9 protein-coding genes and 1 pseudogene are annotated in these 13,728 nt (G+C 75.8%); 6 read left to right on the forward strand and 4 right to left on the reverse strand.

Translation table 11 applies throughout. The annotated features are described in order from the left end of the window. The first annotated feature begins 90 nt into the window (after window positions 1–90). The 4 genes from L7D48_RS16845 (at window position 91) to moeZ (ending at window position 4,371) form a co-directional block, all read left to right on the forward strand. Window positions 91–1,311 (forward strand): hypothetical protein, encoded by a 1,221-nt coding sequence (locus tag L7D48_RS16845; RefSeq protein WP_237880266.1) that lies wholly within the window; start codon window positions 91–93, stop codon window positions 1,309–1,311. A gap of 145 nt (window positions 1,312–1,456) precedes the next feature. Beyond that, window positions 1,457–2,377 (forward strand): NAD(P)-dependent oxidoreductase, encoded by a 921-nt coding sequence (locus L7D48_RS16850; protein ID WP_237880267.1) that lies wholly within the window; start codon window positions 1,457–1,459, stop codon window positions 2,375–2,377. Then, window positions 2,365–3,129 carry a spherulation-specific family 4 protein gene (locus L7D48_RS16855; RefSeq protein ID WP_237880268.1) on the forward strand — a complete coding sequence of 255 codons (765 nt, stop codon included), beginning with the start codon at window positions 2,365–2,367 and terminating at the stop codon, window positions 3,127–3,129. Before L7D48_RS16850 ends, L7D48_RS16855 begins: the two co-directional genes overlap by 13 nt. Window positions 3,130–3,192: 63 nt before the next feature. Next, a complete protein-coding gene (gene moeZ, locus L7D48_RS16860; RefSeq protein WP_237880269.1) occupies window positions 3,193–4,371 on the forward strand; it encodes an adenylyltransferase/sulfurtransferase MoeZ in 1,179 nt (392 codons plus the stop codon). Window positions 4,372–4,466: 95 nt separating this feature from the next. Here the strand turns inward: moeZ and L7D48_RS16865 are convergent. The 4 genes and pseudogenes from L7D48_RS16865 to L7D48_RS16880 form a co-directional block, all read right to left on the reverse strand. Next, window positions 4,467–5,297: pseudogene (locus tag L7D48_RS16865) on the reverse strand (ABC transporter permease); the annotation flags it as partial. Beyond that, window positions 5,294–6,124 carry a molybdate ABC transporter substrate-binding protein gene (gene modA, locus L7D48_RS16870; RefSeq protein WP_237880270.1) on the reverse strand — a complete coding sequence of 277 codons (831 nt, stop codon included), beginning with the start codon at window positions 6,122–6,124 and terminating at the stop codon, window positions 5,294–5,296. The pseudogene L7D48_RS16865 and the gene modA, both read right to left, overlap by 4 nt. Before the next feature lie 11 nt (window positions 6,125–6,135). Then, window positions 6,136–6,534 carry a molybdopterin-binding protein gene (locus L7D48_RS16875; RefSeq protein WP_237880271.1) on the reverse strand — a complete coding sequence of 133 codons (399 nt, stop codon included), beginning with the start codon at window positions 6,532–6,534 and terminating at the stop codon, window positions 6,136–6,138. 104 nt (window positions 6,535–6,638) lie between these two features. Continuing rightward, on the reverse strand, window positions 6,639–9,371 hold the full coding sequence (locus L7D48_RS16880) for a lysylphosphatidylglycerol synthase transmembrane domain-containing protein (RefSeq protein WP_237880272.1): 2,733 nt from the start codon (window positions 9,369–9,371) through the stop codon (window positions 6,639–6,641). Window positions 9,372–9,514: 143 nt separating this feature from the next. Between L7D48_RS16880 and L7D48_RS16885 the strand changes: the two genes are divergently transcribed. Together L7D48_RS16885 and L7D48_RS16890 are read left to right on the forward strand one after the other, a co-directional pair. Further along, window positions 9,515–9,913, forward strand: coding sequence for an MGMT family protein (locus tag L7D48_RS16885; protein WP_237880273.1), 399 nt, complete (start codon window positions 9,515–9,517; stop codon window positions 9,911–9,913). A 248-nt stretch (window positions 9,914–10,161) separates the two neighbouring features. Next, the gene (locus L7D48_RS16890; RefSeq protein WP_237880274.1) at window positions 10,162–13,452 is read left to right on the forward strand and encodes an ATP-dependent DNA helicase; all 3,291 of its coding nucleotides are present in this window, start codon (window positions 10,162–10,164) and stop codon (window positions 13,450–13,452) included. Window positions 13,453–13,728: the final 276 nt, after the last annotated feature.

Raw genomic sequence — 13,728 nt, forward strand, 5'->3', positions numbered from 1 at the left:
CGCCCGCTCCGCCGGACGGCCGGCCCGCGCCCCGAGCTGGGCCCGTACGGCCGCGGCGGGCGTGCCCGCCGGGCAGGACGGGGGGAGCCGGTGAGCGCCCCGCCGTACCCGCACCGGCCCGCCGACCCCGTGCGCTCGCTGCTGCACCGCCACCGGGAGCTGTGCGCGCGGGCCGTGGACCCGCTGGAGATCGCCGCGGCCCTGGAGGCGCACGGGATCACCGACCGCACCGCGGCGCGCTACCGGCACCGGGACGTGTTCTCGCTCTCCGAGGAGCTGTACGCCCGCGCCCCCCGCGCGCACGAGACCGGCGGATCCCGCGAAGGCGGCGGATCCGGCGGGGCAGGCGGAGCGGACGCGGCCCGGGAGACGGACGGACCCGGCACCGGACGCCCCGGGGACGAGGCGCCCGCCGCCCGGTCCTCCCGGCGCGGCCGGGGAGCCGGACGGGCGCGCCGGGCGGGAGCCGCGCTGCTCCCCCTGCTGCCCGGCGGGCTGTGCGCGGCGGCACCGGCCGCACACGCCCTCACCGCCGGTCTCCCGGCGCCCGCCCGTGCCGCCGCCGGCGCGGCCGGGGCCCTGCTCGTCCTGCTGTCCGTGCGGCTGTGCCTGCGCGGTACGGGCCTGAACCGGACGGCCGTGCTGGGCGGCTGCCTGCTGACCGGACACGCGCTGGCCGGCGGTCTTCCCCTGGCCTGGGCGCTGGACGGCCGCTCGCCCGCGGCGGACGCCTTCCCGGGCGAGTGGTGCGTGCCGCTGGGCCTGGCGCTGGCCGTCGCGCCCGCCGTGTGGTGCGCGCGCTGGTTCGCCGCGCGGGCGAGACGGCGGCTGGGCACCAGCCGCGGCCTGGAGGAGTTCGCGGCCCGGACCCGTCCGCTGCTCGCCGCCGCCCTCGCGCTGTTCGCGGCCGCCCAGTTCACGGTGCTGGCCGTCGCGCACGCGGTCGTGGACGGCGGCCCGTCCGGCGGTGTGGCCGCCGCCGTGACCGCCGCCGTGACCGGACCGGAGGGCGCGCGGATCACCGAGGCGGCCGCGCTGGGCACCCTGCTGTTCACCGCCCTGCTGCTGTCCGCCCACGGCTTTCCGGCCGCCGCCGCGGGAGGCGTCGTCGCGGCCTGCGCGCTGGAGGCCGCGGCACTCGCCGCGGCGGCGGCCTCCGGGCACCTGGGCCCGGCGCTTCCGGGCCGCCTCGTGGAGGTGCCGGCCAGCACCGTGAACTGGGCGGCCTGCGCCTGCGCGGCCCTGGCTCTGTCGGCGTTCGCCGCCTCCCGGCTCACCGGCGCGTCCGCCCACCACCGGGAGGAGTCGTGACCCGGCGTCCGGCCCCTTCCACCCCCCTCGACCTCCTCCGTCGGCGCGCACACCCTCGCGCGCCGCGCACCATCGAACAAGGAGCACAACCGATGACCGTTTTGCGCGCCACCGGCGTCACCGCAGCAGTGCGGGAGGACGCCCGATGAGAGTCCTGCTGATCGGCGCGAACGGATACCTCGGCCGCCATGTGGCCGACCGCCTGCTCGCCGACCCCGCCGTCCAGCTCACCGCGCTGGGCCGGGGCGACGACGCCGACGTCCGCTTCGACCTGTCCACCGGCAGTCCCGGAGCGCTCACCCGCTTCCTGGACGCCGTCCACCCCGGAGTCGTCGTCAACTGCGCCGGCACCACCCGCGGCGGCGCGCGGGACCTGATCCGGCACAACACCGTGGCCACCGCCACCGTCTGCGAGTCGCTGCGCCGCAGCGGCTGCGGGGCCCGGCTGGTCCATCTGGGCTGCGCCGCCGAGTACGGGCCCTCCCCGGCCGGCTCCTCCACCGGAGAGGACGCGGTGCCGAGGCCCGGCAGCCCGTACGGCGTCAGCAAGCTCGCCGCCAGCGAGCTGGTGCTGGGCTCCGGGCTGGACGCCATCGTCCTGCGCGTCTTCTCCCCGGTCGGCCCCGGCACACCCACCGGTTCGCCGCTGGGGCGGCTGGCGGAGGCGATGCGCCGGGTGATGCAGCAGGGCGAGGGCGAACTCAGGCTGGCCGGACTGTCCGTCCAGCGCGACTTCGTGGACGTGCGGGACGTGGCCAGAGCGGTGCACGCCGCCGCCCTGTCGGCCGCCCAGGGCGTGGTCAACATCGGCTCCGGCCGCGCGGTGCGGCTGCGCGAGGTGGTCTCCGTGCTGGGCCGGGTGGCAGGCCACACCGGCGCGGTGCACGAGATGGACGAGCAGCATTCGGCCGGCGGCGGCCCTCAGGTGCCCCCGTACCCCGACGGCTGCGGTCCCTGGCAGCAGGCGGACGTGCGCAGCGCGCGCGACCGGCTCGGGTGGCGGCCCCGGATCGGCCTGGAGGAGTCGCTCGCGGACATCTGGATGGAGGCGGCATGCCGTATCTGACCAGCTCCGGCCGGCGCAGACCGGCCGCCGGAGCGCCCGGCCGCCTCGGCGTCGGGGTGCCCGGCTACGCGCACCCGATGGTGGCGCCCGTGGAGTGGGCCGAGCTGACCCGGCCCGGCGCACCGGTGCACTGGGCGGTGCTCAACGTGGCGCGCGGGCCGGGGGAGCGCTCCGACCCGTACTGCGCGGCCGCGGCCGCCGGGCTGCGCGAGGCCGGGGTGCGCGTGCTGGGCCATCTGGACCTGCGGCACGGCACCCGCGACTTCGGCCCGCTGGTCCACGACGCGCACCGCTTCCTCGACTGGTACCGGGTGGACGGCTTCTACCTCGGCCGCTGCCCGGGCGACCGCGCCGCCCTGCCGGAGGTCAGCCGGGTGACGGCCGCGCTGCGCGCCCTGGGCGAGGGAGCCCACATCGTCCTCGGACACGGCACCCATCCCTTCCCCGGCTACACGGAGGCGGGCGACCAGCTCGTGACGTTCTCCGGGTCGTGGGCGGACTACCGCTGGTCGCAGGTGGCCGAGTGGACGGCGGACCACTCGCCGGAACGCTTCTGCCACCTGGTGCACGGGGTGCCGCGCACCCATCTGGAGGAGGCGGTGCGCATCGCGCGCTGGCAGGGGGCGGGCACCGTCTGGTTCACCGACGGCACCCGCCGCGGGCGCCGGGGGGAGGCCGCGGACCCCTGGGAGGCCATGCCCGGCTACTGGGACGAAATCGTCTCGCGTCTCGGACCGGGTGTCTCGGAATGAGATCGGGCGTGGCAGTGTTACGGAAGGAACAACCGTCCACCGACCAACCCTGTTGAGGTCTCCGTGTCGCTGCCACCCCTGGTCGAACCGGCCTCCGAGCTCACTGTCGACGAGGTCCGCAGATACTCCCGCCACCTGATCATCCCGGATGTCGGGATGGACGGGCAGAAGCGTCTGAAGAACGCCAAGGTGCTCTGCGTGGGCGCGGGCGGCCTCGGCTCGCCCACCCTGATGTACCTGGCCGCCGCGGGCGTGGGCACGCTCGGCATCATCGAGTTCGACGAGGTCGACGAGTCCAACCTCCAGCGCCAGGTCATCCACAGCCAGGCGGACATCGGCCGCCCCAAGGCCGAGTCCGCGCGGGACACGGTGCTCGGGATCAACCCGTACGTGAAGGTCAACCTCCACACCGAGCGGCTGGACTCCTCCAACGTGATGGAGATCTTCGCCGACTACGACCTGATCGTGGACGGTACCGACAACTTCGCCACCCGCTACCTGGTCAACGACGCCTGCGTGCTGCTGAAGAAGCCGTACGTGTGGGGCTCGATCTACCGCTTCGACGGCCAGGCGTCGGTCTTCTGGGCCGAGCACGGGCCTTGCTACCGCTGCCTGTACCCCGAGCCCCCGCCGCCGGGCATGGTCCCCAGCTGCGCCGAGGGCGGCGTGCTGGGCGTGCTGTGCGCGTCCATCGGCTCGGTCCAGACCACCGAGGCGATCAAGCTCCTGGCGGGCATCGGCGAGCCGCTGCTCGGCCGTCTGATGATCTACGACGCCCTGGAGATGACCTACCGCCAGGTCAAGGTCCGCAAGGACCCCGAGTGCGCGGTCTGCGGCAAGAACCCGACGGTCACCGAGCTGATCGACTACGAGGCGTTCTGCGGTGTGGTCTCCGACGAGGCCCAGCAGGCCGCGATGGGCTCGACCATCACCCCGCAGCAGCTCAAGGCGTGGATCGACGAGGGCGAGAACATCGACATCATCGATGTCCGCGAGCCCAACGAGTACGAGATCGTCTCCATCCCGGGCGCGCGCCTGATCCCGAAGAACGAGTTCCTGATGGGCAACGCGCTGGGCGAGCTGTCCCAGGACAAGCGGATCGTCCTGCACTGCAAGACGGGTGTCCGCAGTGCGGAAGTCCTCGCGGTCCTGAAGAACGCGGGCTTCTCCGACGCCGTCCACGTCGGCGGCGGCGTGGTCGGCTGGGTCACCCAGATCGAGCCGGAGAAGCCGGTCTACTGACGGTTCACCGGCCGGCGCCCGCGAGCGGGCGCTGACGCGCGCGGCGGCCCCGGGACGACCCCGTCCCGGGGCCGCCGCGCGCGTCAGCGCGAGTGGCCCAGCCAGCGTCCGCGCAGCGCGACCAGGACGGCCGCCGCCACCGCGAGCAGCAGCAGCGAGACCGAGGTCGCGGCCGCCGGGTCCTGCTGGAGGAGCAGATAGACCTGGAGCGGCAGGGTCTGGGTGACCCCCGGCAGATTGCCCGCGAAGGTGATCGTCGCGCCGAACTCGCCCAGCGCCCGCGCCCAGCACAGCGCGGCGCCCGCGGCCAGGGAGGGCGCCACCATCGGCAGGGTGACGTGGCGCAGCGTCTGCGGGAGGGTCGCGCCCATGGTGGCCGCGGCCTCCTCGTAGCGCGGGTCGATCCCGGCCAGCGCCCCCTCCAGGCCGATGACCAGGAACGGCATCGCCACGAAGGCCGCGGCGACCACCGCGCCCGCGGTGGAGAACGGCAACGTCACCCCCACCGCCTCCAGCGGTCCGCCCAGCAGGCCCCCGCGCCCGAAACCGCGCAGCAGGGCGACGCCCGCCACGGTCGGCGGCAGCACCATCGGCAGCAGCACCAGGGAGCGCACCAGGGCCTTGCCGGGGAAGTCGGTGCGGGCCAGCAGCCACGCCAGCGGTACGCCCAGGACGAGGGAGAGCAGCAGGGCGAGGACGGACACCAGCAGGGAGAGCCCCAGCGCCCCGAGCACGTCGGGTGAGGAGAGCTGCCCGGCCAGGTCGCGCCAGGGCGTGTGGGCCACCACCCCGGCCAGGGGCACGGCCAGGAAGGCCACCGCCAGCGCGGCGGGCCCGCCGAGCGCGGCGGGTGCGCGGGTGCGTGCGGCGGATGTGCGGCCGCGTGCGCGTGGCGGCCGGGCGCGGGGTGCGGTGCGGTGGTTCACGGCAGCAGGAAACCGGCTTCCCGCAGCAGGCGGCGGGCCGGTTCGGAGCCCAGCCAGGCGACGAAGTCCGCGGCCTGCCCGGGACGGGCGGCGTCCTTCAGGGGCGCGGCCGGGTAGCGCACGGCGGAGCCGCCGCCGGGCACGGGCACGGCTTCCACACGTCCTTCGGAGGCGGCGGCGTCGGTGGCGTACACCAGCCCGGCGTCCGCCTCGCCCAGCTCCACCTTGCTCAGCACGGCCCGCACGCTCGGTTCCCGGGAGACCGGGCGCACTGTGACGCCGTGCCGCTCCAGCAGCCGCTGCCCGTACCGCCCGGCGGGAACCTCGGGGGCGGCGAGCACCACCTTCACCTCCTCGCGGGCGAGGTCGCCCGGTGACTCGACGCCCAGGGGGTTGCCGGGGGCGGTGGCGATGACGAGCCGGTTGCGGGCGATCACGGTGGACGGGCCGGTGAAGTCCCGCAGGGACTCCATCGTCGCGGTGTCGGCGGTGACGACCAGATCGGCGGGCGCGCCCTGGCGGATCTGCGCGGCCAGCTCCTGGGAGCCGGCGAAGGACAGCCGCAGCCGTACGCCGGGGTGCTCCTCCTCGTAGGCGGCGCCCGCCTCGGTGAGGACGTCGGTGAGGGAGGAGGCGGCCAGGACCGTCACGGTGGCCGTCCGGCCGCCGTCGCCGGTGCGGCCGAGAGCCCCGCCCCCGCAGGCCGCCGTCAGGGCGGCCAGCACCAGCAGGACGGCCGACAGCGGGGCGGCCCTCCCGCCGACGCGTGGCCGGCGGGAGGGCCGCCGGGGCGCGCGGGGGGTGCGCGTACCGGTCGCGTCGGGCATGCCGGGCCGCCTCACGCCCGGTCGATGTGCACGTTGGTGGCCTTCACCCGGGCCACGGCCTCCATGCCGACCGCCAGCCCCAGCTCCTCCACGGCCTCCCGGGTCAGCAGGGAGACCAGCCGGTGGGGGCCCGCCTGGATCTCCACCTGGGCCGCGACGTCGCCGAGGCGGACGGCGGTGACGATGCCGGGGAAGGAGTTGCGGACGCTGGTGTGCGGACCGTCGTCCTCGCCGTCGGCGGCGTCCGCGGCGAGCGCTGCGGCGAACGCGGCCAGGTCCTCGCCCGTCACCAGCCGCCTGCCGCCCTCGTCCCGGCTGGTGGGCAGCCGCCCGGCGTCCGCCCAGCGGCGCACCGTGTCGGGACTGACGCCGAGCAGCCGGGCCGCCCGGCCCATGGAGTAGGAACGCATGTGCGCGACGTTATGGCGTGACGGCTCGCACATGCAAGGTGAAACAGGTCCTTCCCCTCGCATCCGCGAGACCGAGGGGGGTGCGGGCGTGCCGGCTCAGGCGGTCACAGCGCCTCCCGGCGCGTGAGGTGGGTGAAGGAGAGCCAGCCGGGCAGGACCGGCAGCCAGAAGGTCATCAGACGGAAGAGCAGGACCGCCGGGGTGGCGATCTCGTACGGCAGCCCGAAGGCGACCAGACCCGCGATCAGCGCCGTCTCCACCGCGCCCAGACCGCCCGGGGTGGGCGCCGCCGAGCCCAGCGCGTTGCCCGCCAGGAAGACCACCGCGATGCTCGCGTAGCTCAGTTCACCGCCGAAGGCGCGCACCGAGGCGTCCAGGCACAGCACGAACGACACCGTCAGCAGCAGCATGCCGCCGATGCCGCTGAGCAGCTTCTGCGGGCGCTGGACGACGTCCAGCATCCGCGGGACGACGCCGGCGAACAGCGCCCGCACCCGTTCCACCACGAACTTCCGCAGCGCCGGGACCGCCGTCACGATCAGGGACAGCACCGCTGCCGTCAGCAGCCCCGCGATCACCGTGCGGGACGGGGAGAGGGTCGGGGTGCGCTCCGTTCCCGTCAGATAGCCGAAGACCAGCAGCAGGAGGATGTGGCTGCCCAGGCCGAACAGCTGGGAGGCGCCGACGCTGGCGACCGCGTGGCCGGGCCGGACCCCGGCGCGCTGCAGGAAGCGGGTGTTGAGCGCGACGCCGCCGACCGCCGCCGGCGCCACCAGCTTGACGAAGGAGCCCGCCACCTGGGCGACCACCGTGCGCAGGAAGGGGACCTTCTCGGGCACGAAACCGAGCAGGCTCATCGCCGCCGCGAAGTACGTCAGGGCGGAGAACAGCAGCGAGGCGGCCACCCAGCCCCAGTTCGCCTCGACGACGACCTGCCGGAAGCTCACATGGGTGAGCTGGGAGAGCAGGAAGTACGCGGCGAAGGCCCCGGCGATGAAGCTGATCAGCGTACGCGGCCTGACGCGCTCCAGCCGGGCCGGCTGTATCGGGGCCTGCGGCCGGACCAGCAGCACCTGCCCGCGGATCTGCGCCAGCAGATCCTCCTCGCGCGCCTCCTCCAGGGCCTCCATGACGGCCTGCTTCTCGGCGTGCTTCTCCGCCCGGAGCGACTTCCGGTCGCCGGCGGGCGGATGTCCCTGGGCGTGGCGCGTCTCGCGGCTGTGGCGGGACGCCTCGATGGCCGCCTCCCGCTCGCGCTGCGCCCGATCCTTGGCCAGTCTGCGCAGGGTGGCCCGGGTGCCGCGGCTGAGCGCGATCGGCTGGAGCAGCGGAAGGCTGTCGGCCACCGCGTCCGGACCGAGCACCTCCACCGCCGCCGCGACCGAGCGCTCGGCGCCGACGCGCAGACCGAAGGTGGTCAGCAGCTGTGCCACGTCCATCCGCAGCACCAGATCGCCGGCCGCGATCTCGCCGGCGCTGAGGTCGGTGAGGAACACCTCGCCGGAAGGGCTCACCAGCAGGGCGTCGTCCTCCAGCCGGCGGTGGGCGATCCGCCGCGACTGGAGCGCGCGCACCTGCCGCCAGACCGCGCGCATCAGCTCGTCGGTGACCTCCTCGTCGGGCAGGGAGCCCAGACCGCGCCCCTCGACGTGCTCGTAGACGAGCATGACGGCGTCGGGGCCCAGTTCGGAGGTGGCGATCAGCCTCGGGGCGTTGGCCCCGGCGGCGATGGCCGCGTATGCCAGCAGGGCCTCCTGCTCCAGCGCCTGCCGCAGCGACTGGAGACTGCGGCGCTGGGTGATGCCGCGCAGCGCGAGGCGGCGCCAGGCGCGGTAGAAGTAGCCGTGTGCCTGCTGCTCGCGGTCCACGACGGTGACGTCGAGCGGCGGGCCGTCCTCCAGGGTGACCAGATAGCGCCGGGCCCGGTCGCTCTGCTCGGCCCGCTCGGGACTTGCGGGGCCGGCCGGGTCCAGGTGCAGCGCCCTCACCGGCCTGAAGCCCACTCGCCGCAACCCGGCCAGCAGGTTCTGGCCGGTGGGGCGGACGTTGGGGGAGCCGACGGCGTAGAGGGTGCCGTAGGCGACGGTCCAGCCGATCAGCACGGTGACCAGGATCGAGAACGGCGTGGTGTATCCGCCGACGAGCACGGCGAAGGCGTCCAGCAGCAGCACCGCCCACAGCAGCACCCGCCAGCGCGGCCGGCGGGCCATGCCGACGGCCGTCATGTAGGCGATGACGGGTGCCAGATAGCCGTGCACCGGATCGGTGAGCCCGCCGTCCGGGGCCGGGCTGGTCAGGGCGTTCCGGATGGATGCGGGGGCCTGCTCGGCGACCCACAGGTCGGTGGCGAGCGACGCGCCGTGCGCCAGGACGGCGGCGAGGACACCGTCGGCGATCCGCAGCCCGTCGCGTTTGATCAGCCGCTCCAGCGCGAAGGCCACCGGCACGATGAGCACGGCGACGCTGGAGGCGAAGCCGGCGAAGCTGATCAGCAGGGGAGGGGCCTGGCCCGCGCCCTTGCCGATGTCCTGCTCCAGGCCCGCGGTGGTGCCGTGCGCGAAGGCGGCGACGACCAGGACGACGGCGATGCCCAGGACCCCGAGCAGCAGCCGCATCAGGTCGGAGGGGCGGTGCACCCGGGCGGGGAGGATCGGCTCGTCGCCGTCGACGTGCTCCTGGCCCGCCTCACGGCCGGCCCTGCCGGTGTCCCGCCGCGCGGAATCCCGGCCGGGGTCACCGGTGTGCGGGGAGGAGGGAGCGGGACGGGGCTCCTCCCGCGGAGGGGGCCCGCCCTGGTCCTCGGACCGTTCTCCGGTCCCTTTTCGCTCTCGTATCACCTGTCACCGCCGGGACGATGGTGGCACGAGGAGGCGGCGGACCGGCGAGGGAGGTCGCTTTTCTCCGCGGAAAGCCGAGTTTGCGCGTGTCGCGCGGGGCCGCGCGCCGCCGCCGGTGCGGGCCGGTGGCCGCATGGGGCACCATGGCCGCCATGACCGGGCCCGCCGGCGAGCTGCCGGACTACGCGGAGAGGGTGCTGGCCGTGGTGGAGCGCATCCCGCCCGGCCGGGTGATGACGTACGGCGACGTGGCCGAGTGGCTGGAGGAGGGAGGCCCGCGGCAGGTGGGCCGGGTGATGTCCCTCTACGGCGGCGCGGTGCCGTGGTGGCGCGTGGTGCGGGCCGACGGGACGCCGCCGCCCTGCCACGAGGGCCGCGCGCTGGCCCACTACCGGCAGGAGGACACCCCGCTGCGCGGGGGCCGGGAGGGCACGGCCGGCCGCACCGCCGGTGCGGTGCGCATCGACATGCGCCGGGCCCGGTGGGACGGGGAAACGGGCGGGGCCGGGGCCCGCGGCGGGCGGCCCGCCCGGCGTTCCTGACCGCCCGGGTGTGGGACTCCTCACAGGTACCAGCTTCCGCCATGGCCCCGCCGTGCACGTCGCCGTGCGCGCGGTGAGCCGTCCGGACGGGGTGGGGGCGCGACGCCGTGCGCCACAGCCGCCCCCTGGCGTACCGTCTGCACCATCCAGCACAGCGACCAGGACCGGCGATCCACGTGAGTTCCTCCCTCAAGTCCGATACGTACCGGTTGGTGCGTACTCCGCCCGGTCCGGCGAGCCTCCCTGCCTTGGACGCAGCCCAGCGCTCGGTGGTTGACCACCGCGGCGGACCGCTGCTCGTCCTGGCCGGGCCCGGCACCGGCAAGACCACCACCCTGGTGGAGTCCGTCGCCGAGCGCGTGCGGCGCGGGGGCGATCCGGAGCGGATCCTCGTACTGACCTTCGGCCGCAAGGCGGCGGTCGAACTGCGGGACCGGATGGCGGCCCGCCTGGACGGGCCCGCGCCCCGGACCCCGCAGATCACGACGTTCCACTCGTACTGCTACGCCCTGGTCCGCGCCCACCAGGACGCCGATCTGTTCGCCGAACCGCTGCGGTTGCTGTCCGGACCCGAGCAGGACCTGCGCATCCGCGAACTGCTGGCCGGCCAGGCCGGGCTGGAGGACACCGGCCGGGAGCGGGCCCGCTGGCCCGAGGAACTGCGCGCCTGCCTGACCACGCGCGGCTTCGCCGACGAACTGCGGGCCGTCCTCGCCCGCAGCCGCGAACTGGGCCTGGGGCCGGAGGCGCTGGACGCCTTCGCCCGCCGCGCCGGCCGCCCCGACTGGCGGGCCGCCGCGGCCTTCCTGGCCGAGTACCTCGACGTGCTGGACCTCCAGGGCGTGCTCGACTACGCCGAACTGGTCCACCGCGCGGTGCTGCTCGCCGAACGGGACGAGGTGGGGGCGGATCTCGCCGCGCGCTACGACGCGGTCTACGTCGACGAGTACCAGGACACCGACCCGGCGCAGGTGCGGCTGCTGCGCGCGCTGGCCGGGCAGGGCCGCACCCTGGTCGCCTTCGGCGACCCCGACCAGGCGATCTACGCCTTCCGCGGCTCGGACGTCAACGGCATCCTCGACTTCCCCCGTGTCTTCCGGCGGCGCGACGGGGCCCCCGCCCCGGTGGCGGTGCTGCGCACCGGCCGCCGCTCGGCCTCGGTGGTGCTGGAGGCCACCCGGCGGATCACCCACCGCATGCCGCTCACCCGGCTCCCGGCCGAGGCCGTACGCGCCCACCGGGGGCTGACGGCGGCCCGGGAGGGCGGCCGGGTGGAGGTGTACACCTATCCGACCTCCGGGGCCGAGCTGGACAACATCGCCGACCTGCTGCGCCGGGCCCGTCTGGAGGAGGGCGTGCCGTGGCGGGAGATGGCGGTGCTGGTGCGCGCCGGCCACCGCACCATCCCCGCGGTGCGGCGGGCGCTGACGGCCGCCGGCGTCCCGGTGGAGACCGACGGCGACGACGTGCCGCTGAGCCGGGAGCCGGCGGTGGTGCCCCTGCTGACCGCGCTGCGGGTGGCGGCGCGGGCGGCCGTCGCGGACGCCGCCGGAGCGGACCGGGCCGGCGGGGCCGGGCGGCCCGAGGGGGAGGACGGCGGTGCGGACGGCGGTGCGGACGGGCCCTGGATCGGAGTGGAGACCGCGCTCACCCTGCTGACCTCCCCGCTGGGCGGCATGGACGGCGCCGACCTGCGCCGTCTGGGCCGGGCCCTGCGCGAGGAGGAGCGCGCCGCCGGCCGCGCCGTGCCCAGGCCCTCGGACGAGCTGCTGGCCGAGGCGCTGTCCGAACCCGAACGGCTGGTCGCGCACGACCCGTCGTACGCGCGCGGCGCACGCGAGCTGGGGCTGCTGCTGCGCAAGGCGCGCGAGGCGCTGGCCGGCGGCGCCACGGCCGAGGAGGCGCTGTGGCTGCTGTGGAACGACGGCCTGGGCGGCGACCGGGACGGCCGGTGGCCCGCCCGGCTGCGGCGCGCGGCCGGGCGCGGCGGCGCGGCCGGCCGCAACGCCGACCGGGACCTGGACGCCGTCTGCGCGCTGTTCGCCGCGGCCGCCCGCGCCGAGGAACGCGTCGGCGGGCGCGGCGCGCTCAACTTCCTGGAGGAGCTGGACGCCCAGGACATCGCCGGCGACACCATCGCCCCCCGTGCGCTGCGCCCCGACGCGGTACGGCTGATGACCGCGCACCGGGCCAAGGGCCTGCAGTGGCGGCTGGTGGTCGTCGCCGGGGTGCAGGAGGGGCTCTGGCCCGACCTGCGGCGGCGCGGTTCCCTGCTGGAGCCCGACCGGATAGGCCGCGACGGGCTGGCCGAACCGCTCACCCCCGGCGCGATGCTGGCCGAGGAGCGACGGCTGTTCTACGTGGCGGCCACCCGCGCGGCCGACCGCCTGGTCGTCACCGCGGTGAAGGCCGCGGCCGAGGACGGCGACCAGCCCTCCCGCTTCCTGACCGAACTCGGCGTCGAGCCCAGGGACGTCACCGCCCGCCCGCGCCGCCCGCTGTCGGTCTCCGCGCTGGTCGCCGAGTTGCGTGCCACCACCGTCGATCCCGCCGCCACCCCCGGGCTGCGCGAGGCCGCCGCCGAACGGCTGGCCGAGCTGGCCGCGCTGCGCGACGACGAGGGCGTCCCCCTGGTCCCCGCCGCCCATCCGCACCGCTGGTGGGGACTGTACGAGCCGACCCGCAGCGAGGTGCCGCTGCGGGACAGGGACCGGCCGGTCGCCCTCTCCGGCAGCGCGCTGCACCAACTGGCCACCGCCTGCTCGCTCCAGTGGTTCCTGGGCCGCGAGGTGAGGGCGGAGCCGCCCGCGACCGCGGCCCAGGGCTTCGGCAACGTGGTGCACGTCCTGGCCGACGAGGTCGCCTCCGGCGGCACCCCCGCCGACCTGTCCGTCCTGCTGGAGCGGCTGGACTCGGTGTGGGACTCGCTCGCCTTCGACGCGCCCTGGAAGTCCCGGCAGGAGAGGGAGAACGCCCGCGCGGCCCTGGAGCGCTTCCTGCGCTGGCACGTGATGGAGCGTGACCTCGGACGGGAGACGGCCGCCACCGAGCACGACTTCGACGTGACGCTGGAGGCGGGCGGCCACCAAGTCCGCGTCCGCGGTTCCATGGACCGGGTCGAGCGCGGGCCCGACGGCCGGGCGTACGTCGTCGACTTCAAGACCGGCAGGAGCAAGCCGACCGCGGCCGAGGTCGAGCGCCACCCCCAGCTGGCCGTCTACCAGCTCGCGGTGCGCGAGGGCGCCCTCGACGGGGTCGAGGGCTTCGAGGGGCGCCCGGAGCCGGGCGGCGCGGAACTGGTCCAGCTCAGGATCGGCGCGCCCAGGAGGGAGGGCGGCGACGAACTCCCGGCCGTGCAGCGGCAGCCCGCCCTGTCCTCCGGTGACGGGGACGGGGAGTGGGTGGGCGAGTTGCTGGCCGACGCCGCCGGGCGCGTCCTGGACGAGCGGTTCACCCCCTCCCCCGGACGGCACTGCGACACCTGCTCGTTCAGGGGGGCGTGCAGCGCCCGGCCCGAGGGGCGCCACATCGTGGAGTGAGTGCGCGGGCGAGCACCGCCCGCGCCGGTCCCCGGGAACCGGTTGTCGGTTCGGTGTGGTCCCATGTTGCGGGACGGCATCGCGGAAACGGAGGCGGCACAGCGGTGGGGGACAAGCGGGGGGCTCTGGCGGCGGCACTGGTCTGCGCCATGGCCGCGGGACTGGCGGGCTGCTCCGGAGGACCGGGCGGTACGGACGGACCGGACTCCGGGCCGGTAGGCGGCCTTCCGGCGGGGATCGGCGGGGCGGATCCGGGGGCATCGGGGAAGCCGGAGG

Source organism: Streptomyces sp. ICN903 (genome assembly GCF_022015835.1).
Classification (GTDB): Bacteria; Actinomycetota; Actinomycetes; order Streptomycetales; family Streptomycetaceae; genus Streptomyces; species Streptomyces fenghuangensis.

What these genes read in the sequence shown, in the direction of transcription:
- L7D48_RS16850 (WP_237880267.1), top strand. Translation starts at nt 1,457, where the DNA reads ATGAGAGTCCTGCTGATCGGCGCGAACGGATACCTCGGCCGCCATGTG.
- L7D48_RS16855 (WP_237880268.1), top strand. Translation starts at nt 2,365, where the DNA reads ATGCCGTATCTGACCAGCTCCGGCCGGCGCAGACCGGCCGCCGGAGCG.
- modA (WP_237880270.1), bottom strand. Translation starts at nt 6,124, where the DNA reads ATGCCCGACGCGACCGGTACGCGCACCCCCCGCGCGCCCCGGCGGCCC.
- L7D48_RS16875 (WP_237880271.1), bottom strand. Translation starts at nt 6,534, where the DNA reads ATGCGTTCCTACTCCATGGGCCGGGCGGCCCGGCTGCTCGGCGTCAGT.
- L7D48_RS16885 (WP_237880273.1), top strand. Translation starts at nt 9,515, where the DNA reads ATGGCCGCCATGACCGGGCCCGCCGGCGAGCTGCCGGACTACGCGGAG.